The 23,328-nt window shown below is 67.8% G+C and carries 25 protein-coding genes; 12 read left to right on the forward strand and 13 right to left on the reverse strand.

What is annotated here, in order from left to right:
- Window positions 1–89 precede the first annotated feature (89 nt).
- The 3 genes from ABQ039_RS16975 to ABQ039_RS16985 all read right to left on the reverse strand — a co-directional run bounded on the left by ABQ039_RS16975 (window position 90) and on the right by ABQ039_RS16985 (window position 2,844).
- A complete protein-coding gene (locus ABQ039_RS16975) occupies window positions 90–782 on the reverse strand; it encodes a methionine ABC transporter permease (RefSeq protein ID WP_024940266.1) in 693 nt (230 codons plus the stop codon).
- Window positions 779–1,786: a methionine ABC transporter ATP-binding protein gene (locus ABQ039_RS16980; RefSeq protein ID WP_016903462.1), complete on the reverse strand. Its 1,008-nt coding sequence runs from the start codon at window positions 1,784–1,786 to the stop codon at window positions 779–781. Before ABQ039_RS16980 ends, ABQ039_RS16975 begins: the two co-directional genes overlap by 4 nt.
- A 161-nt stretch (window positions 1,787–1,947) precedes the next feature.
- Complete coding sequence (locus ABQ039_RS16985) at window positions 1,948–2,844, reverse strand: DMT family transporter (protein ID WP_065032901.1); 897 nt, start codon at window positions 2,842–2,844, stop codon at window positions 1,948–1,950.
- A gap of 106 nt (window positions 2,845–2,950) precedes the next feature.
- Between ABQ039_RS16985 and ABQ039_RS16990 the strand changes: the two genes are divergently transcribed.
- The 6 genes from ABQ039_RS16990 to ABQ039_RS17015 all read left to right on the forward strand — a co-directional run bounded on the left by ABQ039_RS16990 (window position 2,951) and on the right by ABQ039_RS17015 (window position 8,270).
- Window positions 2,951–3,436: a YajQ family cyclic di-GMP-binding protein gene (locus tag ABQ039_RS16990; protein WP_016903460.1), complete on the forward strand. Its 486-nt coding sequence runs from the start codon at window positions 2,951–2,953 to the stop codon at window positions 3,434–3,436.
- A 133-nt stretch (window positions 3,437–3,569) separates the two neighbouring features.
- Window positions 3,570–4,034 carry a hypothetical protein gene (locus ABQ039_RS16995; protein ID WP_184615158.1) on the forward strand — a complete coding sequence of 155 codons (465 nt, stop codon included), beginning with the start codon at window positions 3,570–3,572 and terminating at the stop codon, window positions 4,032–4,034.
- The gene (locus tag ABQ039_RS17000) at window positions 4,027–5,766 is read left to right on the forward strand and encodes an ATP-binding protein (RefSeq protein ID WP_184615160.1); all 1,740 of its coding nucleotides are present in this window, start codon (window positions 4,027–4,029) and stop codon (window positions 5,764–5,766) included. Before ABQ039_RS16995 ends, ABQ039_RS17000 begins: the two co-directional genes overlap by 8 nt.
- Window positions 5,744–6,580 carry an alpha/beta fold hydrolase gene (locus ABQ039_RS17005; protein WP_221229782.1) on the forward strand — a complete coding sequence of 279 codons (837 nt, stop codon included), beginning with the start codon at window positions 5,744–5,746 and terminating at the stop codon, window positions 6,578–6,580. The genes ABQ039_RS17000 and ABQ039_RS17005 overlap by 23 nt, the downstream gene beginning before the upstream one ends.
- A 135-nt stretch (window positions 6,581–6,715) precedes the next feature.
- Window positions 6,716–7,276, forward strand: a complete 561-nt coding sequence (locus tag ABQ039_RS17010; RefSeq protein ID WP_016903456.1) for a DUF1415 domain-containing protein — start codon at window positions 6,716–6,718, stop codon at window positions 7,274–7,276.
- A gap of 187 nt (window positions 7,277–7,463) precedes the next feature.
- Entirely contained in the window at window positions 7,464–8,270 is an 807-nt protein-coding gene (locus ABQ039_RS17015) for an SDR family oxidoreductase (RefSeq protein ID WP_024940272.1), read from the forward strand.
- 76 nt (window positions 8,271–8,346) lie between these two features.
- Here the strand turns inward: ABQ039_RS17015 and ABQ039_RS17020 are convergent, their stop codons facing one another.
- Window positions 8,347–9,060: a pseudouridine synthase gene (locus ABQ039_RS17020; protein WP_349778360.1), complete on the reverse strand. Its 714-nt coding sequence runs from the start codon at window positions 9,058–9,060 to the stop codon at window positions 8,347–8,349.
- Window positions 9,057–10,124, reverse strand: a complete 1,068-nt coding sequence (locus ABQ039_RS17025; protein WP_349778361.1) for a class I SAM-dependent methyltransferase — start codon at window positions 10,122–10,124, stop codon at window positions 9,057–9,059. The genes ABQ039_RS17020 and ABQ039_RS17025 overlap by 4 nt, the downstream gene beginning before the upstream one ends.
- A 192-nt stretch (window positions 10,125–10,316) precedes the next feature.
- On the opposite strand from ABQ039_RS17025, the gene ABQ039_RS17030 reads away from it, so the two are divergent.
- Window positions 10,317–10,577, forward strand: a complete 261-nt coding sequence (locus ABQ039_RS17030) for a hypothetical protein (RefSeq protein WP_087962350.1) — start codon at window positions 10,317–10,319, stop codon at window positions 10,575–10,577.
- 110 nt (window positions 10,578–10,687) lie between these two features.
- On the opposite strand, the gene ABQ039_RS17035 is transcribed toward ABQ039_RS17030, so the two are convergent.
- The 5 genes from ABQ039_RS17035 to ABQ039_RS17055 all read right to left on the reverse strand — a co-directional run bounded on the left by ABQ039_RS17035 (window position 10,688) and on the right by ABQ039_RS17055 (window position 15,408).
- Window positions 10,688–12,022: a sorbosone dehydrogenase family protein gene (locus ABQ039_RS17035; RefSeq protein WP_349778362.1), complete on the reverse strand. Its 1,335-nt coding sequence runs from the start codon at window positions 12,020–12,022 to the stop codon at window positions 10,688–10,690.
- Window positions 12,023–12,109: 87 nt separating this feature from the next.
- Window positions 12,110–12,418 (reverse strand): DUF3247 family protein, encoded by a 309-nt coding sequence (locus ABQ039_RS17040; RefSeq protein WP_349778363.1) that lies wholly within the window; start codon window positions 12,416–12,418, stop codon window positions 12,110–12,112.
- A gap of 125 nt (window positions 12,419–12,543) precedes the next feature.
- The gene (locus tag ABQ039_RS17045) at window positions 12,544–14,577 is read right to left on the reverse strand and encodes a PAS domain-containing sensor histidine kinase (protein ID WP_104568920.1); all 2,034 of its coding nucleotides are present in this window, start codon (window positions 14,575–14,577) and stop codon (window positions 12,544–12,546) included.
- Between the two features lie 107 nt (window positions 14,578–14,684).
- Window positions 14,685–14,975: a hypothetical protein gene (locus ABQ039_RS17050; protein WP_016903448.1), complete on the reverse strand. Its 291-nt coding sequence runs from the start codon at window positions 14,973–14,975 to the stop codon at window positions 14,685–14,687.
- On the reverse strand, window positions 14,962–15,408 hold the full coding sequence (locus ABQ039_RS17055) for a hypothetical protein (RefSeq protein WP_180970435.1): 447 nt from the start codon (window positions 15,406–15,408) through the stop codon (window positions 14,962–14,964). Before ABQ039_RS17055 ends, ABQ039_RS17050 begins: the two co-directional genes overlap by 14 nt.
- Window positions 15,409–15,657: 249 nt before the next feature.
- On the opposite strand from ABQ039_RS17055, the gene ABQ039_RS17060 reads away from it, so the two are divergent.
- Entirely contained in the window at window positions 15,658–16,233 is a 576-nt protein-coding gene (locus ABQ039_RS17060; RefSeq protein WP_024940281.1) for a DUF3016 domain-containing protein, read from the forward strand.
- A gap of 224 nt (window positions 16,234–16,457) precedes the next feature.
- On the opposite strand, the gene alr is transcribed toward ABQ039_RS17060, so the two are convergent.
- Together alr and ABQ039_RS17070 are read right to left on the reverse strand one after the other, a co-directional pair.
- Window positions 16,458–17,558 carry an alanine racemase gene (gene alr / locus ABQ039_RS17065; RefSeq protein ID WP_046344495.1) on the reverse strand — a complete coding sequence of 367 codons (1,101 nt, stop codon included), beginning with the start codon at window positions 17,556–17,558 and terminating at the stop codon, window positions 16,458–16,460.
- The gene (locus ABQ039_RS17070; protein ID WP_102583543.1) at window positions 17,558–18,847 is read right to left on the reverse strand and encodes a D-amino acid dehydrogenase; all 1,290 of its coding nucleotides are present in this window, start codon (window positions 18,845–18,847) and stop codon (window positions 17,558–17,560) included. Before ABQ039_RS17070 ends, alr begins: the two co-directional genes overlap by 1 nt.
- Before the next feature lie 148 nt (window positions 18,848–18,995).
- Between ABQ039_RS17070 and ABQ039_RS17075 the strand changes: the two genes are divergently transcribed.
- Window positions 18,996–19,475, forward strand: coding sequence for an Lrp/AsnC ligand binding domain-containing protein (locus ABQ039_RS17075; protein WP_024940284.1), 480 nt, complete (start codon window positions 18,996–18,998; stop codon window positions 19,473–19,475).
- A gap of 39 nt (window positions 19,476–19,514) precedes the next feature.
- Here ABQ039_RS17075 and ABQ039_RS17080 read toward each other — a convergent pair whose 3' ends face one another.
- Window positions 19,515–19,946, reverse strand: coding sequence for a hypothetical protein (locus ABQ039_RS17080; RefSeq protein WP_349778364.1), 432 nt, complete (start codon window positions 19,944–19,946; stop codon window positions 19,515–19,517).
- Window positions 19,947–20,367: 421 nt separating this feature from the next.
- Here ABQ039_RS17080 and msrB point away from each other — a divergent pair, with 421 nt between their 5' ends.
- The 3 genes from msrB to motB all read left to right on the forward strand — a co-directional run bounded on the left by msrB (window position 20,368) and on the right by motB (window position 23,314).
- Complete coding sequence (gene msrB, locus ABQ039_RS17085; RefSeq protein WP_039525207.1) at window positions 20,368–20,832, forward strand: peptide-methionine (R)-S-oxide reductase MsrB; 465 nt, start codon at window positions 20,368–20,370, stop codon at window positions 20,830–20,832.
- Between the two features lie 420 nt (window positions 20,833–21,252).
- Entirely contained in the window at window positions 21,253–22,107 is an 855-nt protein-coding gene (gene motA, locus ABQ039_RS17090; protein WP_024940287.1) for a flagellar motor stator protein MotA, read from the forward strand.
- A 10-nt stretch (window positions 22,108–22,117) separates the two neighbouring features.
- Window positions 22,118–23,314: a flagellar motor protein MotB gene (gene motB / locus ABQ039_RS17095; protein ID WP_184551746.1), complete on the forward strand. Its 1,197-nt coding sequence runs from the start codon at window positions 22,118–22,120 to the stop codon at window positions 23,312–23,314.
- The last annotated feature ends 14 nt before the right edge of the window (window positions 23,315–23,328 follow it).

Consider the following 23,328-nt stretch of genomic DNA (forward strand, 5'->3'; position numbering starts at 1 on the left):
CCTAGCAGACCGCAGGTGGAGCCGCGATCGGCAGGCCCGTGTGCTTGCTGGGCCCTGCGCGCGCCGGCAACACGCGATCGCGGTCCAGCTCAGCGCCGGCTGTAGCGCGCCACCAGCCAGTCGCCCAGCATCTGCAGCAGCTGCACCAGCACCAGCAGGGCGATCACGGTGATCAGCGCGACATCCGAATGCGAGCGCAGATAGCCCTCGCGGTACGCGACATCGCCCAGCCCGCCGGAGCCGATCGCACCGCCCATCGCGGTGAAACCGATCAGCGCGATGGTGGTCACGGTGGCGCCGGCGATCAGGCCCGGGCGCGCTTCGGGCAGCAGCACGCGCAGCACCAGCTGGCGGGTGGTGGCGCCCATCGCCTGGCTGGCTTCGATGATCCCGCGGTCCACTTCGCGCAAGGCGGTTTCCACCAGCCGTGCATAGAACGGTGCGGCGCCGACCACCAGCGGCAGGATCGCGCCGCGCACGCCCAGCGAGGTCCCCATCAGCATCAGCGTGAGCGGAATCATCGCGATCATCAGGATGATGAAGGGCACCGAGCGCAGCAGGTTGATCAGTGCCGCGAGCACCCCGTACAGCACCGGGCGGCGGCGCAGCTGCGGGGCACCGCACAGGAACAGCGCAACGCCCAGCGGCAGGCCGATCAGCAGCGTCAGCGGCAGCGCGCCGGCCAGCATCAGCAAGGTATCGAGCGTGGCCTGGCCGATATCGCCCCACTTGGCGGCATCGAGATTGCGGAAAAAACCGCTTGTCGTGGCGATCAGAGTCATACGCGCAGATCCTCCACGTGCACGCCGGCAGCGACGAAGCCGGCGCGTGCCGCGTTATGGTCGCCGCCGGTCAGCGCGACGATGAGCTGGCCGTACGGGGTGTCCTTGATGCGGTCCACGCGCCCGGACAGGATGTTGTAGTCCACCCCGGTCTCGCGGGCGATGCGGCCCAGCACCGGTTCGTAGGTGCCGTTGCCCAGGAAGGTCAGCCGCACGATGCGCCCGCCCACCGCGGCGAAGTCGCGATGCAGCTCGGCTTCGTCCACATGCTCGGCTTCGGACACGAAGCGCCGGGTGGTGGCGTGCTGCGGGTGCAGGAACACCTCGGTCACCGGGCCGGTTTCCACCAGCTTGCCGGCGTCCAGTACCGCGACGCGGTCGCAGACCCGGCGGATCACGTCCATCTCGTGGGTGATCAGCACGATGGTCAGGCCCAGCTCGCGGTTGATCTGCGCCAGCAGCTGCAGCACCGAGGCGGTGGTCTGCGGGTCCAGCGCGCTGGTGGCCTCGTCGCACAGCAGGATCTGCGGCCGGGTGGCCAGCGCGCGCGCAATGCCCACGCGCTGCTTCTGCCCGCCGGACAGCTGCGCCGGATACTTGCTGGCATGCTGCTCCAGCCCGACCCGTGCCAGCAGCTCGGCCACGCGCGCATCGACCTCGGCGCGCGGGGTGCCGGCCAGTTCCAACGGAAACGCCACATTGCCGGCCACGGTGCGCGAGGACAGCAGGTTGAAGTGCTGGAAGATCATCCCGACACGCCGGCGCAGCGCGCGCAGGCCCTGGCTGTCCAGCGCGGTGACGTCCTCGTCGCCGATCAGCAACCGCCCGCCGCTGGGTTCTTCCAGCCGGTTGATCAGCCGGATCAGGGTCGACTTGCCGGCACCGGAATGGCCGATGATGCCGAACACCTCGCCGGGGCCGATCCGCAGATCGAGTGGATGCAGCGCCACGATCTGGCGACCGTCAACGGAATAAGACTTGTGCAGGCGCTGAAACTGGATCACCGCGCGTGGCCGATTGGGGGGCCGTGAAGCCTACCAGTCAATGTTTGCGGACGATATTCCAATGAGTTCTAAGTTGGGGATTGGGGATTGGGGAGTCGGGATTCGCAAAAGCCAGAGCGCCTTGCCGTTGCTCTGGCGAATCCCAAATCCCGAATCCCCAATCACGGCTTATCCAACGACATCGGTCGATCCGCCTTCCGAATCCGCTCCCGGCGCAGCAGATACAGCCCGCTGGCGACGATGATGCCGGCGCCGGTCCAGGTCCAGCTGTCGGGCAGGGTCTGCCACAGCAGCCAGTCCCAGCCGATCACCCAGACCAGGCCGGTGTATTCCAGCGGCGCGATCATCGAGGCCTCGCCGCGCAGGAAGGCCTGGGTCAGCGCAATCTGACCCAGTGCGCCGGCCAGGCCCATGCCGGCGATCAGCCAGGCGTGCTCGCCCCGCAACGGCACCCAGTCGGGAATGGCCAGCAGGCCGGCGCCGACCGCCATGAACAGCAGGAACCACACCACCATCGCCTGCGGGGTGTCGGTGCGGGTCAGCAGACTGACGGTGATGGCGGCGATGGCATAGGCGGTGGCCGCCAGCAGCACCATCAGCCCGGGCAGCGAGATCAGCCCGTCCACGCCCGGGCGCAATACCACGATCACCCCGACCAGGCCGATGCCGATCGCCGTCCAGCGGCGTGGCCCGACCCGCTCGCCCAGCAATGGCACCGACAGTGCCGCCACCAGCAGCGGGGCGACGAAATACAGCGTGTAGGCGGTCGACAGCGGCATGCGCTTCAGGCCGTAGACGAAGCAGCCGATCATCACCATGCCCAGCGCCCCGCGCAGCAGGTGCAGGCCCCAGCGCACCGGCACGATCGAGCGCGGGCCGGCGGTGGCGAATACCCACACCAGCACGAACGGCAGCGAGGCGGCGCCGCGCAGCAGGGTGACCTGCAGCGGCGGGTAATGCGCCGACAGCAGCTTCATTCCCGCATCCATCAGCGAGAAGCAGGCCACGGCGGCCACCATCCAGGCGATGGCGGGAAGCGGAGAGCGGGTGGTGGGCATGGACCATTATCGCTGCGCGTGCGCGCAGCCTGGCAACCCTGTGTCGACAGGGGCGATGACGCGATGCCCTAGAATGGCGGCTGTTTACAGCCAGCAGGAGCTTTGCATGCCTTCCTTCGACGTGGTGTCCGAAGTCGACAAGCACGAACTGACCAATGCGGTGGACCAGGCCAACCGCGAGCTGGATACGCGCTTCGATTTCAAGGGGGTCGAGGCCAGGTTCGAGCTGGAAGACGGCAAGGCGATCAACCAGTCCGCGCCCAGCGATTTCCAGGTCAAGCAGATGACCGACATCCTGCGCGCGCGCCTGCTGGCGCGCGGCATCGACGTGCGTTGCCTGGAGTTCGGCGACATGGAAACCAACCTGGCCGGTGCGCGCCAGAAGGTCACCGTCAAGCAGGGCATCGAACAGAAGCAGGCCAAGCAGCTGGTGGCCAAGCTGAAGGAAGCCAAGCTCAAGGTCGAGGCGCAGATCAATGGCGACAAGCTGCGCGTGAGCGGCAAGAAGCGCGACGATCTGCAGGATGCGATGGCGCTGCTGAAGAAGGCCGATTTCGAGCTGCCGCTGCAGTTCGACAACTTCCGCGACTGAGCACGCGTGATGGCTGACACGGCGCCTTGTCGTGCCGCGCTGTGCAGGCGGGCCACACAGCGCGGCGTGGCAGCCGTCCGCTGCCCGGGCATCGGCCACGCGCGCACCGGCGCGTTACGGATCTGATGCAAGCATGCGCGGCCTGCTCTCCAGCCTGTTGCAACGCGCGCACCCGGCCACAGTGCCGCAGGCGCCGCCCGCTGCCGGGACGGCGTGCGCCTTGACGCACGCACAGCCACGCATCGAAGCCGGCTCGACGCTGCACACGTTGGCCGGGCTGGACCCGCTGGCGGCCGCGGCGTTTGCCGATGCGTTTGCGGTGGAAGTGCAGCGCGCCATCGCCAGCTGCACGCTCGGCCAGGCCAGCACCACCCAGGCGCAGGCACTGGAGCAGATCCATTCGCTCAAGAACACGCTCTCGCTGACCGGCTCTGCCGAACTGCTGAATGCCTGCGACCAGTTGCGCGGCGATGTCGACGGCGGCGAACTAGGGTCCGCGCTTGCGCAGCGCTACACCGCGATTGCGACCGCGGCCGGCCTGCTGGTCAAGAATTACCGGCGCACCCTCCCCAACGACGACACCGCCCCCGATGCGTAGTGGATCCAACCGTGCAGCGCCCGGCCTGATTCTGGCCGCCCGGCAGCTGCGCAACGACAGGCTGGTGCGGCTGTTCGAATCGTTCCTGGAATATCGCGCCTGCGTCGGCCGGGTGATCGTGCAGACCATCGTGGCCCTGTGGTGCTTCGGCTGGCTGTACGGGCCGCAGCCGGTGCTGGTCAGGGATGCACAGGCGGTCTTCCCCACCGCAGCGACGCTGTGGATGGTGGCGGTGGTCTGGATGGTGCTGGTGCGACGCAGGATCATTCCGCCGGGCGAGTGGCTGGACGCGATCGGGTTTGCGATGAACCTGCTGTTCATCGGCATCCAGACCTATCTGGCCTTCATCCTGCTGATGTCGCTGAACGCCTTCTTGCCCTTCATCACCATCGCCGCGGTGGCGCGCTATGGGCAGAAGGCAACGCTGCCGGTGCTGCTCAGCACCTTCGTGCTGATGCTGCTGACCGCGCCGGCCGGCTACTGGCTGTCGCGGCCGGCCTACTTTGTGTATGCAGTGGCGCTGAGCGTGGTGCTGCCGCTGCTGGTGGCGCGCATCGTCAGCGCAATGCAGGAGATCGCCCTGCAGGCGCTGGCCGCGCGCGATGCGCAGAGCCGCTTCATCAGCACCATGAACCACGAACTGCGCACGCCGTTGAACGCGGTCATCAACTGCGCGCAGCTGATCGACAGCGACACCTTGTCGGCGCAACAGCGCGAACTGATGCAGGCGGTGACGGTCAATGCGATCGCGCTGCGGCATCGGGTGAACGAGGTGATCGACGTGGCCAGCATCGACGGTGGCCGGCTGCAGCTGCACAGCAAGCCGCTGAGCCTGCTCGACGTGCTGGCCACGGTCAAAGCGGTGTGCGCGAGTGCAGCGTCGACCAAGGGCGTGGCGCTGGCGCTGCGCAGCGATGTGGCGCAGACGCCTGACCTCATCGGCGACGAAGGGCGTATCGAACAGGTCATCACCAACCTGGTCATCAATGCGATCAAGTTCACCCCGGCCGGTGGCGCGGTCGACGTGCTGATCGCCGCCACGCAGGTGCAGCAGCGCTGGGCGATCGCGGTGACCGTGACCGACACCGGCATCGGCATTCCCGACGCCCAGAAGGCCTATATCTTCACGCCCTTCACCCAGCTCAGCACCGGTTTCAGCCGCGCCGAGGGCGGGGTCGGGCTGGGCCTGTTCATTGCGCTGTCGGTGTCCGAGGCGATGGGCGGCAGCCTGAGCGTGCGCGACAACCCCGGCGGCGGCAGCGTATTTCGCTGGACCTTCGAACTGGCCGCCGCCGCGGCGCAAGGCTGCCGCCCGCCGGCGCTGCGCGAGGCCCTGCAACAGCATGCCGAGACGGTGCCGCCGCTGCACTGCCTGGTGTTCGAGGACATGGACACCAATCGGCTGGTGATTGGCAATCTGCTCACCCGCGCCGGGCACCGAGTGAGCTTTCACAGCGATGGCAGCAACGCGGTGCAGCGCATCCGCGAGGCGGCGCCGGACCTGGTGTTCCTCGACCTGCACATGCCCGGCACCTCGGGCTGGGACGCGCTGGGTGAGGCGCGCGCGGCGATCGCCGCGCTGCCGCCGATCATCGTGCTGACCGCCGACACCCGCACCGATTCGATGCGCGAGGCCACCGCGGCCGGCGTGGCCGGCTATCTGTCCAAACCGATCAACGCGCACCAATTGCTGGCCATCCTCGCCGCGCATGCCCGCCGTGCAACCGGCTGACCTGAAACCGGGCAACGCGGCACGCCGGCACTGGCACACCGCCGCGCAGACGCGCACGCCGCTGGCGCTGCTGTACCTGCACGGGTTCACCGCCAGCCCGGGAGAAGCCGGCGAACTGCCCGAGCAGATCGCCGATGCGCTGGCTGCCAACCTGTACGTGCACCGTTGGCCCGGGCATGGCCGCAGCGCCGCCGACGCGATGCAGGGGCTGACGCCGGCGATGTTGCAGGCCTCGGCCCTGGATGCACTGGCGCAGGCACAGCGCATGGGCGCACGCGTGGCGATCGTCGGCTCGTCCATGGGTGCCACGCTGGGCTTGTGGCTTGCGGCACAGCGCCCCGACGCGGTGGCTGCAGTAGTCGCCTGGTCACCGGGCATCCGGCCGGCCGACCCGGCGCTGCTGGATCAGGTCTGCGCCGCGCAGACGCCCTTGACCGACCCGCGCCCGCGCACCGCCGCGTCGCTGGCGTTCTGGTCCAGCACCATCCACCCGGATGGATTCCGCGCGCTGCGCAGCCTGTTCGACGCGGTTGCCGCCGATCCACCGTGGCCACGCGTGCAATGCCCGGTGTTTCTAGGCTATTACCGCGCTGCCAACGGCGAGGAGGATCCCACCGCCTCGGTGCCGGCGATGCTGGCGATGTTCGCTGCGCTCGGCAGCGCGCCGGAGCACACCTGCGCGATGGCCTTCGACACCGGCGCGCATGCGATCGGCTCGCCGCACAAGACCCCGCACGCCGATAAAGTTGCGCAGGCATCGATTGCGTTTCTGCGCGCGCATGTCGGCGCAAACACGCATGCGGATGCCACCTAGGCCGCGTCAGCGCTGCAACTGCTGCAGTTCTCCCCGCGTTCCGCCAAGCGCCGGCCCCGCGCTGCGCTGCACCGGCACAGGCGGCCGCGCCGGCAGCGATCGCATACACTGGCCCACCATCACGCCGCCGCCACGATGACGACCACGCCTGCCACGCTCGACCCGTTGACCGCCACCCGCCAGTGGATCGAGCGCGCGGTGATCGGCCTGAATCTGTGCCCGTTCGCCAAGGCGGTCTACGTCAAGGAGCAGGTGCGGCTGGTGCTCAGCGATGCCAGCACGCCCGAAGCGTTGCTCGAACAACTGGCCGAAGAACTGGTGTTGCTGCGCGACACGCCGGCCGAGCAGATCGACACCACCTTGATCGTGCATCCGGACGTGCTCACCGATTTCCTGGACTACAACGACTTCCTCGACAACGCCGATGCGGCGGTGGAAGCGCTGGATCTGGGTGGCGTGTTGCAGGTGGCCAGCTTCCATCCGGACTATCAGTTCGCAGGCGCGGCGGTGGATGACGTGGCCAACTTCACCAACCGTTCGCCCTACCCCACCTTGCACCTGCTGCGCGAAGACAGCGTGGAGCGTGCGGTGGCCGCGTTTCCGGATCCGGACGTGATCGTCGAACGCAATATCCAGACGCTGGAACGCCTGGGCCAGGACGGCTGGGAGCGGTTGTTGAGCGCATCGCAGCACTGACCGCCGCATCGCGTGCGGTTGCGCGTGCCTGAAACGCGCAGCGATGCCGGCGCGCAGCGGCGCGGCATGACGCGCTAACGGCGGGCAAGCCACCAATCTGCATGCCTCGCGCGCGGCGATCGCGTTGCTACGGCCACCACGGCGCCCGCGTTACAGTGCGCGCGACCTCACTCCCCTGGTGCGCCCGATGCCCCTGACCCCCGCCGTCTCCGCATGGAATCCCTCCCCGTTGCAGGACCGCGTGGTGGTGATCACCGGCGGCGCCCAAGGCATCGGCCGTGGCATCGCGCAGGCGGTGCTGGGCGCTGGTGGCAGCGTGGTGATCGGCGACCTGGATGCCGATGCCGGCAAGGCCTGCCTGCAGGAGTGGGCATTGCCGCGACGCAGTGCCTTCGTGCGTTGCGATGCCGCGCGCCCGGCCCAGGCGGCCCGCCTGATCGCCACCGCGCTCACCCGCTTCGGGCGACTCGATGGCCTGGTCAACAACGCCGGCGTGGCCGATCCGCATGTGCCGCCATTGCCGCAACTGGACTGGGACGAGTGGAATCGCAGGCTGGCCAGCCTGCATGGCGCCTTCCTGTGCAGCAAGCAGGCCTTGCCCGCATTGGCGCAGGCCCAGGGCGGCGGTGCGATCGTCAACATCGCCTCCACCCGCGCCTGGCAATCGGAGCCGCATAGCGAAGCCTATGCCGCCGCCAAGGGCGGGCTGGTGGCGTTCACCCACGCCTTGGCGCTGAGCGAAGGCCCGCAGGTGCGCGTCAACAGCATCAGTCCGGGCTGGATCAGCACCGACGCCTGGCGCGCACCGGCGCGCCGGCGCACACCCAAGTTGTCACGGCGCGACCATGCCCAGCATCCGGCCGGACGGGTGGGCACGCCGGAAGACATCGCGCAATTGGCGGTCTATCTGCTGTCGCCGCAGCTGTCCGGCTTTGTGACCGGGCAGGACTTCATCGTCGATGGCGGCATGTCGCGCAAGATGCAGTACGTCTGAGGCATTGCCGCGCACGCGGCCTGCAGTAGACCGCGCAGGCCGGAAGCGCCGCAGGCGCAAGCACTAGCGGCGTGGCTCAGGCCTGCTCGCTGCGGCCGAACAACACCGCAAGATCCCCTGCCCCCAGCGCGCGCCATTGCCCGGACGGCAGACCATCCAGCGACAAGCCACCGATGCGGCTGCGGTGCAAGGCCACCACGTGATTGCCGGCGGCGGCGAACATGCGCCGCACCTGGTGGTAGCGGCCTTCGTGCAGGGTCAGGCGTGCCTCGCGTGGGCCGAGCACTTCCAGTTCGGCCGGCAGCAGCGGCTTGGTTTCGCCGTCCAGCAACAGCGTGCCGCTGGCAAACAGCCCCGCCTCGTCTCCACGCAGGTCCTCGGCCAGGATGACGTCATAAACCTTGTCCAGCGCCGACTTGGGCGAAATGATCCGGTGCAGCAGCGCGCCGTCGTCGGTCATCAGCAACATGCCGCTGGTCTCGCGATCCAGCCGCCCGACGGGCGCCAGCACCGGCGCGCGCAAACGGAAGCGCGGCGGCAGCAGTTCGTAGATCAGCCGGCCGGTGTCCTTGGTCGAGCAGGTGTAGCCGCCGGGCTTGTGCAACAGCAGGCTGAAACCCGCCGGCGGATCCAGCGGTTCGCCATCGATACGGATCGCATCGTGCTCCACCTGGTCGTCGGCATACAGCACCTCGCCGGCGGCGTCGGTGACCGCGCCCTGGCGAAATAGCTGGGTCACCTGCTTGCGGCTGCCGTAGCCGAGGTTGGCGATGTGCTTGACCAGCTTCATACGCGCGCTCCGCGACCGCGCACGGCGGAAATCAGCTTGAAGCCGTCGCGTTCGGCGGCCACGCGCACCTGCCCGAAGCTTTCGTTGAGCACGTACTCGTAGGGCAGATGCCGGTTGGCGACCAGCAGCAGCTGCCCACCCGGGCGCAACGCCTGCGCGGCCACGGCGATGAAGCGCTGGCCGATATCCGGACGATCGGCACGCGAAGGCGTGTGGAACGGCGGGTTGCTGACGATGAAATCGTACTGCGCCCCCAGGCCGGCGGTGACGTCGCGCCAGTGGTACTGCAGCTGCGCCGGATGCGCGATGGCCTGCAGGTTGCGCCGCGCCAGGGTCAGCGCGCGCGCCTCGGCCTCGTACAGATCCAGCCCGGTGACCTTGGGGCAACGCGCCAGCACCTCGGCCGACAGATAGCCGAAGCCCGCGCCCAGATCGGCGCCGTGTCCGGCCAGGGTGCTCGGCAGATGCTCGACCAGCAGCGCCGAGGCAGGATCGATGCGGTCCCAGGCAAACACACCGGGGCGACTGACGAAGCGCCCGTCCAGAATGGGGCGCGGCGCATCCAGCGCCGCCCAGCGCGCCTGCAGCGCCGCATCGGTGTCGGCAGGCAGCGGCGCGCTCCAGTAGGTGCGGCAATGGTGCTTGGTCAGGCTGCCGGCCAGGCCGGTGAGCTGACGCAGATCCGCCTCGCCCGAGCGCGCGCCCTCGTTGTTGGACTGGCAGGCCACCACGCGGCCGCCCGGTGCGGACAGCGCGACCGCGCGCGCGAACAGGGCACGCGCTTCCTCGCGTTGCCGCGGCGGCAACACCAGCACCAGGGCGTAACGGGTGCTGTCGGCCTCGATCTCGCTCTCTTCGCGCACGTTCCAGCCGTTGCGCTCCAGCGCCTCGGCGAAGGGACGAAAGCTCTGCTCGCAGGTCAGCGCATCGGCAGCCGCATGCTCGCGCAGCGGGAACCCGTCGCGCGCGCGCAGGAACAGCACCGGGCCGCTGGGCCATGGCAGCACGCCCTGGGCGAAGGGCAGAAACAGAGCTTGAAGCGGGGCATCGTGCGGGCCAGCCATCGGATCATCGGGTCGGGAACAGGCCGCCATTGTAAGGGAGCGCTGCCTGCCGCCCGCCCTGGCGCCCGCTTGGGCGGGCATTCGATTGCGTGACCTGCAGACGGCGGCCCTTCCAATGTCTATACGGTCTATTGATGCGCACGCAACATCCGCCCGCCTAGGCTGGAATCACACCAATACCGGAGAGACGCGATGCGAGCCCTGTTCGTAGGTGGAGTGGTCGACAACAGCGAAATGGATCTGGATGACACCCCGCCACCGATGCACTACCCCGAAAACACCGGTGCGGGCCGGCCGCGTTACCGCCTGCACCAGGTCGGCGAGCGCGACGATGGCAGCGTGGCATATGCGGTGTATGGCGCTCCGGAAATGGCCGATGACGACATCAGCCGGATCACCGAAGAACGTGGCTATGCGCGGCGCTTCAGTGCTTCGCCCGAACCGCCGCGCTGAGCGTGGGCGCATTGGCGTGGCACCTCGCACGATCGCGGCACACGCATGAAAAAACCGGGCCTGGGCCCGGTTTTTTTCGTTTGAACGCCTGAGCCAGCGCGTTGTCTGGATCAGCGCGCCTTAGGTGTCACCCGCCAGATCACATTGCCGACATCGTCGGCCACCAGCAGCGCCCCGGTATTGTCCGGGTTCACGCCCACCGGTCGCCCCTGCGCATTGCCTTCGGCATCCAGGAAACCGTCCAGCACCGTGATCGGCGTGCCGCTGGGCTTGCCGTCGACGAACGGCACGAACAGCACCTTGTAGCCGCTGGGCGGGTCGCGATTCCACGAGCCGTGCTGGCCGATGAAGGCGCCCTGGCGGAAGCGCTCCGGCAGCAGGCTTCCGCTGGCAAAGCTCAGGCCCAGCGAGGCGGTATGCGGGCCCAGCGCGTAGTCGGGCTTGATCGCCTTGGCCACCAGCTCGGGGTTCTGCGGTTTGACCCGCTCGTCCACATGCTGGCCGTAATAGCTGTAGGGCCAGCCATAAAAACCGCCGTCGCGCACCGAGGTCAGGTAATCCGGCACCAGATCGCTGCCGATCTCGTCGCGCTCGTTGACCACCACCCACAGCGACTTGCTCTGCGGCTCCCAGGCGGTGCCGACCGGATTGCGCAGGCCGCTGGCGAACACGCGGCTGCTGCCGGTGGCCGGATCGATCTCCAGGATCGCGGCGCGGTTGAGTTCGGCCTCCATGCCGTTTTCGGCCACGTTGCTGTTGGAGCCGACGCCGACATACAGCTTGCTGCCGTCGGCGCTGGCCAGCAGCGACTTGGTCCAATGGTGATTCAGGCCGCCGGGCAGGTTGGCCACGAAGGTCGGCTTGGCGGTGATATGCGTCTCGCCGGGCTTGTACGGAAAGCTCACCAGCGCATCGGCATTGGCCACGTAGAAACGATCGCCGATCAGGGCCATGCCGAACGGGGAAAACAGCCCGGTGATGAACTGGGTGCGCACTTCGGCCACGCCGTCGCCATCGGCATCGCGCAGCAAGGTGATGCGGTTGGCACTGGGCACCACGGCGCCGGCCTTGCTCATCATCGCGCCCTGCACCTTCTTGCGGATGCCGCCGCCTTCGGCGTCTTCCGGCTTGGGCGGCTCGGCGGTCTCGGCCACCAGCACGTCGCCGTTCGGCAGCACATAGACCCAGCGCGGGTGATCCAGGTCGCGCGCAAACGCGGCAACCTGCAGGTCGTCGGCGGCGATCGGCTTGGCGTTCTCGGTCCAGCGCTTGACCGGCGCCACCTTGACGGTGGGGATCAGGCGTTTGACCGGCTCGGGCAATTGCGGGTTCGGCCCGGTCCCTTGTTCGATGGCAAGCGTGGCGGTATCGCCGCAGGCGGCGAGGAGGGCGACGGTCATCAGCGACAGCGGCCAGCGGGCGAGCTTCAACGCGGGAGCATTCATTGCGCGATTGATCCTGAACAGTTACGACAATCGGCCATCATGCCGTCAACGCCACGACGAGAAGTAAACACATCGTCAATGCGTGACTCAGGAAGCGGCTTGCGGATCGCTGCCCAGCGGCAAGGGGTGCACTGCCACGATGCGGTCCATCCAGATCCAGTGCGGCTCCTGCGCGGAATCCAGCTGGTCGATGCGCAGCTGGCCGTTGAGGCCTTCGCGCTGCTGGTCGTCCAGATAGGTCTGGATGCTCGGGCGCACGGCGACGGTGCCGCTGATCATGCTGCCGTCGTCGAGCTCGACGCGCACGCGCTCCTGGCCACCGAGCAGCGACACCCAATGTTCGAGCGTGGCGATCTGTACTTGTTCCGAATAGACATGCGGGGCGTATCTGGACATGGCGTCATCTCCATCGAGGGAATGCGCCACGCTAGGCCATCCGCCGTGAAAGAGGCAGTAAACAGCCTCTTTCACCTGTGCTTGTCAGCCGGAGCGGCGGCGCGACATCGGCGCCGCCTGCCGTCTCACTCCACCGATTCGCGCGCGGCACGCACCGCGGTGACCAGTTGGGCGACGCTGTAGGGTTTGGCCAGATGCTCCTGGAAACCGGAGTCCAGCGCGCGCTTGCGATCGTCGTCGCGTGCCAGCGCGGTCACTGCCACGGCCGGCAGTGCCGCCGCGTCCAGCCCCATGTTCTCGCGCACGGTGCGGATCAGCCCGTAGCCATCCATGCCCGGCATGCCGATGTCGGTCAGCATCAGATCGAAGCGTGCATGGCCGCGATGATCGATCAGTGCCAGCGCATCGGTGGCGCTGCCGGCGGTGACCACTTCGGCGCCCTGCTCTTCCAGCAAACGGCGCAGGTAATCGAGCATGTCCGGCTGGTCTTCCACCGCCAGCAGGCGCAAGCCATTGAGCGCGCGCGCTTCGATGATCTGTTCGGACATCAAGCGCCGGCGCAGCTCGCGCCGCGGACGCCTGGCCTGATCGGGAATGTGCTCCGGCAGGCGCACGGTGAAGGTGGCGCCCTTGCCGCGACCGCCGCTGGTGGCGCTGACCTGGCCGCCATGCATTTCCACCAGCTGCTGCACGATCGCCAGGCCCAGGCCCAGGCCGCCATGCTGGCGCGTGGTAGTGCCGTCGGCCTGGCGGAAGCGGCCGAACAGATGCGGCAGGAATTCCGCTGCGATGCCGTCGCCCGAATCGCGTATCGCGACCAGCAGGTGGCCGTCGTCGCGCTCGATAGTGACGTCGATGCGGCCATGTGCCGGGGTGAACTTGATCGCATTGGACAGCAGATTCCACAGCACCTGCTGCAGCCGCGTGGCATCGCCCAGCACCAGGCACGGCGTGGACGGGGCATGCACTTCCAGTACCTGGTCCTTGCCCTCGGCAGCCAGCTCCTGGGTGTTCAGGGCCTCGCGCACCTGTTCGACCAGATCCAGCGACTCGACCTCCAACTGCACCTTGCCCAGCAACATGCTGCTGAGGTCGAGCATGTCCGAGATCAGGCGTTTCTGCGCACGGGCACTGCTGGCGATCACCGACAGGCCCTTGTAGTTGGGATGACCTTCCTCGACCCGCTGCAGCAGCAGCTCGCTCCAGCCCAGGATGGTGGTCAGCGGCGTGCGCAATTCGTGCGACAAGGTGGCCAGGAACTCGTCCTTCAGCCGCGCCATGCTCTCGGCTTCGTTGCGTGCGCTGCGCTCGGATTCGAGCAGCTGTTCGCGTGCCAGTTCGATCTCGCGTTGTTCGGTCACGTCCGGGCTGCTGCCGGCCAGGCCGATGAAGCGCCCGTCGGCCGAGTAGCGCGGCGTGGCGGTCATTTCGATCCAGCGCCACTGCCCGTCGTGGCGGCGCGCGCGCACCAGTGCGTGCAGGCCGCGCTGTTCTTCCAATGCGGTGGCCAGTTCGAACTGGAAGATCGACAGGTCGTCCGGATGCAGCAACTCGCTCCAGGCCGACACCGTGCCGCTGGAAATGTCGATGCCGAAAAATTCGCCATAGGCGCTGTTGACGAAGCGCACCACGCCTTGCGCGTCCAGTACCCAGACCGGCATCGGCAGGCCGTCGGCCAGGGCGCTAAAACGCGCCTCGCTCTCGGCCAGCTCGCGCTCCACCCGCTTGCGCTCGGTGATGTCCATGAACAACACCGCCACCCGCGCCTGTTCCGGCTGCCCGACCCGGAATGCATCCACCGAATACCAGCGGCGCAATGCCTTGGCCTGCATTTCGAAATGGATGCGGTTGCCGGTGCGGGCGACATGGCCGTAGCGGTCGAACCATTCCTGTTCGTGATCGACCAGCATGCCGCGAATGGAGACATTCAATACATTGGAAAGACCGGTGTAGCGCTCGAACGCGCCATTGGTCATCCGGATCACGTAATCGACGGCCTTGTCGCCATCGAACACCATATCGATGACGCAGAACCCCGCGTCCAGATTATGGAAGATCTCGTGGTACATCCCCGGGTCGAGGAAGGGCTCGGCGAGGGCTGCCGGGTGGCTGGTGGCCAGATCGGGGCTGGTGGTCGAGGTGCTCAAATCGGGATCCAGGGGTGGTGCCAGGGCGGATGACGGGCAGATGAAACCACGCCCGGTGTCGTCAGCGGGTGCACAGCCGGCCGACCCGGTTCACGCGCGTGCCGCCGGCTCCCCAGGGATCACCACAGCAGCGCCGCGCACAGCGCGATGCATGCCGCCAGCACCACGATCCCGGCGATCACGCCGCGAAACACCCACTCGCCTTCGCGGCGCAACTGCTCGTCCATCCAGCGCTGCGCTTCTTCGCGCCAGGCGGTGGAACGCGCGTACTCGGCGTCCAGCAACAGCAACCGCACCCGCGACAGGCCAAGTTTGGCGCATTCGCTGCGGCAGCGCTCGCTGAAACCATCCTCGCCGGTGGCGACCTGTGCGCCCAGCGGCAACTGCAGTTCGAGTTCATGCCTGGACATAACGGGGGCGCTCCTGATCAAGCTCGTGTTCCAGCGCCATCCGCGCCAGTTGGGTGTAGTTGGCGCGTGGACCCTGGCCGCGGCCGGTGAGCATTCCCTGGTAATCCAGGTCCTGCCAGACCCGCCCGGTCCACTCGACGCAATCCTCGGCGATCACCAGCATCAGCGAGTAGCGGTATTCCAGCCCGTTGGCGGCGGTGTAGGCGTAGACCGGCGGGAACTGCACCGCCACATCGCCCTGGCGCGCCAGCGCGGCCAGGTGTTCGCGCAAGGCATCGCGCGGCGAGGCTCCCGGTTCCATCCGCAGCGCGCGGGTCGCCAGATCCAGATCCACATCGCTTTGCAGGGCGACGAAGGCGGCGGCCCCGGTGGCGGGGTTATGGCCGTGTTGTTTCGCCCAGTCGATGAACTGCAGGCGCACGTCCGACGGCAGGTGTGCCGGCGCCGAAGAGGCTGACTTTGTGCGGAAAGAGTGGGTGTCCATGCTGGCGATCTTCCGGGCTGCGCCGTGAAGCGCAGGCGCAGGCGCGGTGAACCCGCCGTCATGGCGCCAGCGCTGCGGATTAACCGCGTGGCAATGGCCGGCCAGCCCTTGCGTGGCAAGCGTTGCCGGCACGCAGACGCGCCCCCACACTGCAAGGACGCCCGGTACGTCCACGTACCTTCAGCTTGGAGACTTTCCATGAAACGTTCCAGCCTTTGCGGCGCCAGCCTGTTGCTGGCAGGACTGCTCGCGGCAACCGGCGCGCAGGCACGTGTACGCAACGTCACCGACCCGCAGGCGCCACGCGCGCTGACCGGCGATGGCAAGGTCGATGTGCGCTGGACCGACCCGGCGCAGTTTTCCGAAGTGCGCTTCAGCGGCAACCGCTGGGAAGCGCAGCGTGGCGACTGGGTGACCCAGCTGGCGACTTATTTCCAGCAGAGCGCCGCGCGCAAGCTGCCCGACGGCCAGCGCCTGAGCGTGACCATCACCGACATCCGCCGCGCCGGCCAGTACGAGCCCTGGCACGGGCCGCGCATGCAGGACGTGCGCATCGTCAAGGACATCTACCCGCCGCGCCTGAGCTTCAACTACACGCTGACCGGCGCCGATGGCCAGGTGATCGACCAGGGCGAACGCAAGCTGGTGGATTCGGCGTTTCTGATGAGCGGCCCGCGCCTGACCGACAGCGATCCACTGCGCTTCGAAAAGGCGATGATCGACGACTGGGTGCGCAAGCAGTTCCGCGGCGACCGGAGTACCGCCGGGTTGTAAGCAGCCGCTTCAAGCTTCTCCCGTCGAGGCGCCACGGCACAGCTTGCGCGCCACTGGCGCGCGTGCCTTGGTGCGCCTGCGCCGCTGGCGCAGGCCGGGGCGCGGAGCGGGGGTTGGGGTAAGTGTACGAGCGAAGCCAATGCGTTGTTCCAAGTGCATGTGGCTTCGCACGTCCCCTCATCCGCCCCTTCGGGGCACCTTCTCCCGATGGGAGAAGGTACACCTCACCGCGTGACTCCTTCGCCCACTGCCGCCTCACCCACATACGTCCGCGGCACGCGCTTGAGTCCACACAGCAGTTGATACGCGCTGACATTGCACTGCGTTGCCAGCGGACTGACGCGCGGCGCATCGCCCCACAGCTGCACTGACGCACCGATGTCGGCCTGCGGGTGCTCGGTGAGATCCACCGTCAGCATGTCCATCGACACACGCCCGATCAGCGGGCAGACCTGTCCATCCACCAGCACCGGGGTGCCGTTGGGGGCAAACTGCGGATAGCCGTCGGCATAACCGGCCGCCACCACGCCGACGCGGGTGGGCCGCTCGGCGACGAAGCGGGCGCCGTACCCCACCGGCTCGCCGGCCGGCAGCTCGCGTACGGAGATGATGCGCGAGCGCAGCGTCATCACCGGGCGTAGTTGCGCGGTGGTGTCGGTGTCCTGCGGGAACGGGTTTGCGCCGTACAGCATCAGCCCCGGACGCGACCAATCGTTACGCAGCGCCGGCCAGCCGAGCAGGCCGGGCGAATTGCGCAGGCTGGTTTCGGCCTGCATGCCGCCGGCGGTGAGTGCGAACGCCACCGCCTGCTCGTCGGTGCGGCTGCACTCCAGCTCGTCGGCGCGCGCCAGGTGGGTCATCAGCACCAGCGAGGCGATCTGCGGCAGCCCGCGCAGACGCAACCACGCCGCACGAAAGTCTTCCGGTGACAGGCCCAGCCGATGCATGCCGCTGTCCAGCTTCAGCCATACCCGCAACGGACGCGGGCTCTGGAACTCGGCCAGCGCGCGCACCTGCTGCGGCGTGGCCACTACCGTCCACAGATCATGCTCGGCAATCAGGCGCAGTTCGTCGTGTTCGAAGAACCCTTCCAGCAGCAGGATCGGTGCGCGGATGCCAGCCTGACGCAGCTCCAGCGCTTCTTCGATGCAGGCCACCGCAAAGCCGTCGGCCTCGCCGTCCAGCGCCTGCGCGCAGCGCACCGCGCCGTGGCCGTAGGCATCGGCCTTGACCACCGCCAGGGCCTTGCTGCCGCCCAGGCGCTTGGCCAGGCGGTAGTTGTGACGCAATGCGTCCAGGTCGATCAACGCTTGCGCAGGACGCACTACGCGGCCTCCTGCTGCGCGCGGGCGCTGCGTGGCGACAGGTAACGGAAGATGTCCAGGCCTTCGCTATCGATGTCGGGCGTGCGGCCCTGCATCAGGTCGGCCAGATAGCGGCCCGAGCCGCAGGCCATGGTCCAGCCCAGGGTACCGTGGCCGGTATTGAGGAACAGGTTGGCATACGGCGTGGCACCGACCACCGGCGTACCGTCCGGCGTGGCTGGGCGCAGGCCGGTCCAGAACTCGGCCTGGGCCAGATCGCCGGCACCGGGGAACAGGTCGTTGACCACCATCTCCAGCGTGGCGCGGCGGCGCGGATTCAACGACAGGTCGAAGCCGGCCACCTCGGCCATGCCGCCGACGCGAATACGGTCGTCGAAGCGGGTCAGCGCGATCTTGTAGCTCTCGTCCAGCACCGTGGAGGTCGGCGCGCGCGCGGCATCCACGATCGGGATGGTCAGCGAATAGCCCTTGAGCGGATACACCGGCAGGTGCAGGCCGAGCGAGAGCAGCAGGTCGGCCGAGTAGCTGCCCAGCGCCAGCACGTAGCGGTCGGCGGTCTCGATGCGGCCATCGATCTGCACGCCGGTGACGCGCCCGCCTTGGTGCTGCAGATGCTCGATTTGCTGCCCGTAGCGGAACTCCACCCCCGCCTGCGCGGCCAGTTCGGCCAGGCGCTGGGTGAACAGCCGGCAGTCGCCGGTCTGGTCCTCGGGCAGGCGCAAGGCGCCGGCCATCTGCACGCCACCGCCGGCCAGGCCCGGTTCGAACTGGGCGATCTGCGCCGGGGTCAGCAGCTCGTAGGGCACGCCGTACTGGGCCAGCACCTCGATGTCCTGCGCGGCGGCATCCAGTTGCTGCTGGGTGCGAAACAGCTGGGTGGTACCGAGCTGGCGGCCTTCGAACTCGATGCCGGTGCTGGCACGCAATGCGTTCAGGCAATCGCGGCTGTAGTCGGACATACGCACCATGCGCGCCTTGTTCACCGCATAGCGCTCGGCGGTGCAGTTGCGCAGCATCTGGCTCAGCCAGGCCAGCTGACGCAGGTCGCGCGTGGGCCGGATCGACAGCGGTGCATGCTGCTCGAACAGCCACTTCACCGCCTTGCCGGGCACACCGGGCGCGGCCCACGGCGAGGTGTAGCCGAACGACAGCTGGCCGGCGTTGGCGTAGCTGGTTTCCAGCGCCGCCGCCGGCTGGCGGTCGACCACGGTGACCTCGCAACCGGCCTGTGCCAGATACCAGGCCGTGGTGGTGCCGATGACGCCACTACCGAGAATGAGCACCCGCATGTCGTTCTCCTGGAAAGGGTATTCCCCCACAACCAGGCGTCGAGGGGGACAGTTAGACGCAGTATATTGCGAGCCAGGCAGTGCCATTTCTGGAATCAGCCTGCCTTGGCAGTGAATCCTCCTGTCAAACCCTGTGGAAGCAGACCCGATGACGACCCGCACCCGCGAGCTGGACAAGATCGACCGCAAGATCCTGCGCATCCTGCAGCAGGAGGGGCGGATTTCCTTTACCGAACTGGGCGAGCGGGTGGGCCTGTCGACCACGCCCTGCACCGAGCGCGTGCGCCGGCTGGAGCGCGATGGCGCCATCACCGGCTACTACGCGCGGCTGGACCCGCACTATCTCAAGGCCAGCCTGCTGGTGTTTGTGGAGATCAGCCTAGCCTACAAGTCCGGCGACATTTTCGAGGAGTTCCGGCGCGCCGCGCTCAAGCTGCCCAACGTGCTGGAATGCCATCTGGTCTCGGGCGATTTCGACTACCTGCTCAAGGCGCGCATCAGCGAGATGGCCTCCTATCGCAAGCTGCTCGGCAGCACCTTGCTGACCATGCCGCATGTGCGCGAGTCCAAGAGCTACATCGTGATGGAAGAGGTCAAGGAGACCCTGGCGTTGCCGATCGAGGGCTGAGATTTGGGAGTCGGAATTGGGGATTGGTAACGGCGCGGGTCAGCGCACCACGCGCATGCCGTCGCCGGCCGGGACCGCGTCGTAATAGCGCCCGGTCTTGGTATCCAGCACCCGGTTGGCGCCGGCCGGCTGCATGCCGTGCAGCAAGCGGCCATTGCGGTCGTAGACCATCGGCGCGCTGGCCGGCGCAACCTGGCTGCCGGCCGGCGCCACCGGCGTTTGGGCCGGGCCACGGGTCGGGATGGTGGGCGCGGACGGGCGCTGGCCGAGCTGCGATGGCACCGGAGCCGTGGCCGGCGCGGGCTGCACTGCGCGCGGCGCGGTCAGCGTGGGCTGGGCGGGCGTCGGGCTGGTGATCGGCTGCAGCGTATTGGACGAGCGTGTGCTGGTGGCCGATTGCGCCGCCGCAGCGCTGGCGGCAGCCAGCAGGCCGCACAGCAGCAGGCCGCGCATTGAATAAGGGATCGCCATGACGGACACCGTGCTTGATCGAGGAGTACTCCCTGGATGGGGGCGCCGGCGTGCTGCGGCAATGCATCGGGCCGGCTATGGCCTGAACGCGTTCGCGAGATGAGTGCGGCGCGAAAGGCACTTCCTGCTCCCATCGGGACAAGCTGGCGCACAGCGCCGGATGAGGGTGCGTGAAGCCTGGCAATCAGTACTGCGTCGTGGCTTCGCCGCCGTGCCCTCACCCCAACCCCCGCTCCGCGCCCCGGCCTGCTCCAGCGGCGCAGACGCAGCACCAAGGCACGCGCGCCAGTGGCGCGCAAGCTGTGCCGTGGCGCCCCGGCGGGAGAGGGGCTTGGTGCCCAGCACGCTTGAACCACGCCGACAGCGCCCACATCACGGGTGCAGGCGCGGCACCCTGCCAGCGCGCGCATGCGAGAACCCCATGAGCCAGTTCGATCTGACCCCTCCCTCCCCCGCCCAACGCGACGCCCTGATCGCCGGGCTCAGCGACGAGGAACAGCGCGTGCTGCTGCACCATGGCACCGAAGCGCCGTTCTGCGGAGTGTTCCTGGACAACAAGCTCGACGGCGTCTACACCTGCCGCCTGTGCGGGTTGCCGTTGTTCCGCTCCAGCGCCAAGTTCGAATCCGGCACCGGCTGGCCGAGCTTCTTCGCCCCGTACGACACCGCCCATGTGCGCGAAATCCGCGACACCAGCTACGGCATGATCCGCACCGAGATCGTCTGCGCGCGCTGCGACAGCCACCTGGGCCACGTGTTCCCCGACGGCCCGCCGCCGACCGGTGAACGCCACTGCCTGAACTCGGTCTCGCTGGGCTTTACCGAAAACGGCCAGGCCCTGCCCAACCCCTTGCAGCGCGCAGGCGCCGAAGCGCAACCGGCCTGAGCCGACACATGCATCCGGCCCGGAGGGATTCCGTGCCGGATGCATGCCTGCAACACCTGCGCCCACTGGCAGGCGCTGCCGCATCGCCGACGCGATGCAGCGACCCCGACAAGGCGTCGAAGCATCGCTGTAGCCAGGCGCGATTCACCTGAGCAAGGCTAGGTCATGAGCAAGGCTAGGTCACGATGAGCGTTGCAGGGATTGCTTGCAGTGGGCATCCGCGCCGCAAAGCCATTCAATCAAGGGCTGGAACGGCCTGAGCGCACCTGGCGCAAGTAGCGACAGCGCCGCAACCTGCCGCGTGAAGAAGCGATCCCCCCAGCGATCGTTCAGTTACACCGCACACCTTCACGCCGTGCGCTTCAAGAATCCGCCGCGCAAGCCGAAACAACAGCAACCCTGTTTGCTTTTGGCTGCGCCATGCTCATCATCATCGGCTTCATCGTCGTCATCGTCAGTGTCCTCGGCGGCTATGTGCTGTCGCATGGCAAGCTGGGCGCGCTCTGGCAGCCGTACGAGCTGATGATCATCGGTGGCGCGGCGTTCGGTGCGTTTCTGGTCAGCACGCCCGGAAAGATCGTCAAGGAGACCTTCAGCAGCATCCTGGGCGTGTTCAAGGGCCCGCAGTACAAGTCCGACGACTACAAGGACACGCTGAGCCTGATCTATGAGCTGCTCAACAAGGCGCGCCGCGACGGCTTCATGGCGCTGGAAGATCACGTCGAAAAACCGCAGGACAGCACCATCTTCGGCAACTACCCCAAGGTGGTCGCCGACCATCACCTGCTGGACTTCATCACCGATTGCCTGCGCCTGATGATCGGCAGCAACATCGAACCGCACGAGCTGGAGCCGCTGCTCGAGCTGGAGCTGGAAAAACATCACCACGAAGCGCTGGCGCCCTCGCATGCGCTGAGCAAGGTGTCCGACGGCCTGCCAGGCTTCGGCATCGTGGCGGCCGTGCTCGGCATCGTGATCACCATGGGCTCGATCGGCGGGCCGATCGAGGAGATCGGCCACCACGTCGGCGCCGCCCTGGTCGGCACCTTCCTGGGCATTTTGCTGGCCTATGGCTTTGTCGCACCGCTGGCCGCGGCGATGGAAGCGCGCGCCGAGCAGGACGGGCGCATGTACGAGGCGGTCAAGACCGCGCTGCTGGCCTGCCTGCGTGGCTACAACCCGAAGATTGCGCTGGAATTCGCGCGCAAGACGCTGCCCTCCAACGTGCGTCCGAGCTTTGCGGATTTCGAAACGCACCTGAAGACGATCAAGTAGGACCGCGGTCATGGCCGAGGGCAAATCCACCGTCGTCATCCGACGGGTCAAGAAGGTGCAGGGCGGCGGCCATCATGGCGGCGCCTGGAAGGTGGCGTTTGCCGACTTCGTGACCGCGATGATGGCGTTCTTCCTGGTGCTGTGGCTGATGGCCGCCACCACCAAGGAGCAGCGCGCGGCAATCTCGGAATACTTCCGCAATCCCAGCCCGTTGTCGGGCAAGTCGCCAGCCCCCTCCCCGGGCATGAATGGCCCTGGTGGCGCCAGCACCTCGATGATCAAGCTCGGCGGCACCGCCGACATGGCCAAGGGGCAGAAGGACGAGATGGGCCGCAAGCGCGACAACGCTGCCGACACCAACGAAGACAGCCGCGCCAGGGACAAGAAGCGCCTGGAAGCGCTGATGCAGGACCTGAAAGAGGCCATCGACAAGAGCCAGGCGCTGGAGCCGTTCAAGGACCAGTTGCTGCTCGACCTCACCCCGGACGGCCTGCGCATCCAGATCGTGGACAAGCAGAACCGGCCGATGTTCGACATGGGCCGCGACCAGCTCAAGCCGTACACCGTGGCGATCCTGCGCGAGCTGTCCAGCTTCATCAACCAGGTGCCCAACCACATCAGCATCACCGGCCACACCGACACCACCGCCTACAGCAGCGATACCGGTTACACCAACTGGGAACTCAGCGCCGACCGCGCCAATGCCGCGCGCCGTGCGCTGGTGGGCGGCGGCATGGACGATGCCAAGGTCACCCGCGTGGTGGGGCTGTCCTCGTCGGTGCTGTTCGACAAGACCGACCCGCAGAACCCGATCAACCGCCGCATCAGCATCGTGGTGATGACCCAGGATGCCGAACAGGCCGCGCTGGCCGGCGCCGGCCAGGGCATTGCGCTGGGCAAGCCGACCCACGATGCCGACACCCATGTGCCGGATCTGAGTGCCGCAGCAACCGCCACCACTGCGGTGGGGACCCCGGCTGCGCTGCCTGCGGCAGGACCCACCGCAGCTGCGCCGGCGGGCGGACCTGCGGCAGCGGCCAGCGCCACATCGCCTGCTGCAGCGCCCCCAGTCACCAGCGCCGCGCCGGCGGCACCGCGCGTCTCCACGCGCAGCCAGGTGGCTTCGGCCACCGCACTGGCCAAGGCTGCCGAAGCCGCCGTGGCCGCACCGCGCACTGCGGTCAGCGAAGTACCCGCGCGGCGCTGACGGCGGCTGCGGGA

It is taken from the genome of Xanthomonas sp. WHRI 6108 (assembly GCF_040202385.2).
GTDB lineage: Bacteria > Pseudomonadota > Gammaproteobacteria > Xanthomonadales > Xanthomonadaceae > Xanthomonas > Xanthomonas arboricola.

Bases quoted from the DNA above. Each gene is read 5' to 3' on its own strand.
- ABQ039_RS16975 (WP_024940266.1), bottom strand. From the start codon at position 782: ATGACTCTGATCGCCACGACAAGCGGTTTTTTCCGCAATCTCGATGCC.
- ABQ039_RS16985 (WP_065032901.1), bottom strand. From the start codon at position 2,844: ATGCCCACCACCCGCTCTCCGCTTCCCGCCATCGCCTGGATGGTGGCC.
- ABQ039_RS16990 (WP_016903460.1), top strand. From the start codon at position 2,951: ATGCCTTCCTTCGACGTGGTGTCCGAAGTCGACAAGCACGAACTGACC.
- ABQ039_RS16995 (WP_184615158.1), top strand. From the start codon at position 3,570: ATGCGCGGCCTGCTCTCCAGCCTGTTGCAACGCGCGCACCCGGCCACA.
- ABQ039_RS17000 (WP_184615160.1), top strand. From the start codon at position 4,027: ATGCGTAGTGGATCCAACCGTGCAGCGCCCGGCCTGATTCTGGCCGCC.
- ABQ039_RS17005 (WP_221229782.1), top strand. From the start codon at position 5,744: ATGCCCGCCGTGCAACCGGCTGACCTGAAACCGGGCAACGCGGCACGC.
- ABQ039_RS17010 (WP_016903456.1), top strand. From the start codon at position 6,716: ATGACGACCACGCCTGCCACGCTCGACCCGTTGACCGCCACCCGCCAG.
- ABQ039_RS17015 (WP_024940272.1), top strand. From the start codon at position 7,464: ATGCCCCTGACCCCCGCCGTCTCCGCATGGAATCCCTCCCCGTTGCAG.
- ABQ039_RS17020 (WP_349778360.1), bottom strand. From the start codon at position 9,060: ATGAAGCTGGTCAAGCACATCGCCAACCTCGGCTACGGCAGCCGCAAG.
- ABQ039_RS17025 (WP_349778361.1), bottom strand. From the start codon at position 10,124: ATGGCTGGCCCGCACGATGCCCCGCTTCAAGCTCTGTTTCTGCCCTTC.
- ABQ039_RS17030 (WP_087962350.1), top strand. From the start codon at position 10,317: ATGCGAGCCCTGTTCGTAGGTGGAGTGGTCGACAACAGCGAAATGGAT.
- ABQ039_RS17035 (WP_349778362.1), bottom strand. From the start codon at position 12,022: ATGAATGCTCCCGCGTTGAAGCTCGCCCGCTGGCCGCTGTCGCTGATG.
- ABQ039_RS17040 (WP_349778363.1), bottom strand. From the start codon at position 12,418: ATGTCCAGATACGCCCCGCATGTCTATTCGGAACAAGTACAGATCGCC.
- ABQ039_RS17050 (WP_016903448.1), bottom strand. From the start codon at position 14,975: ATGTCCAGGCATGAACTCGAACTGCAGTTGCCGCTGGGCGCACAGGTC.
- ABQ039_RS17060 (WP_024940281.1), top strand. From the start codon at position 15,658: ATGAAACGTTCCAGCCTTTGCGGCGCCAGCCTGTTGCTGGCAGGACTG.
- ABQ039_RS17070 (WP_102583543.1), bottom strand. From the start codon at position 18,847: ATGCGGGTGCTCATTCTCGGTAGTGGCGTCATCGGCACCACCACGGCC.
- ABQ039_RS17075 (WP_024940284.1), top strand. From the start codon at position 18,996: ATGACGACCCGCACCCGCGAGCTGGACAAGATCGACCGCAAGATCCTG.
- ABQ039_RS17080 (WP_349778364.1), bottom strand. From the start codon at position 19,946: ATGGCGATCCCTTATTCAATGCGCGGCCTGCTGCTGTGCGGCCTGCTG.
- msrB (WP_039525207.1), top strand. From the start codon at position 20,368: ATGAGCCAGTTCGATCTGACCCCTCCCTCCCCCGCCCAACGCGACGCC.
- motA (WP_024940287.1), top strand. From the start codon at position 21,253: ATGCTCATCATCATCGGCTTCATCGTCGTCATCGTCAGTGTCCTCGGC.
- motB (WP_184551746.1), top strand. From the start codon at position 22,118: ATGGCCGAGGGCAAATCCACCGTCGTCATCCGACGGGTCAAGAAGGTG.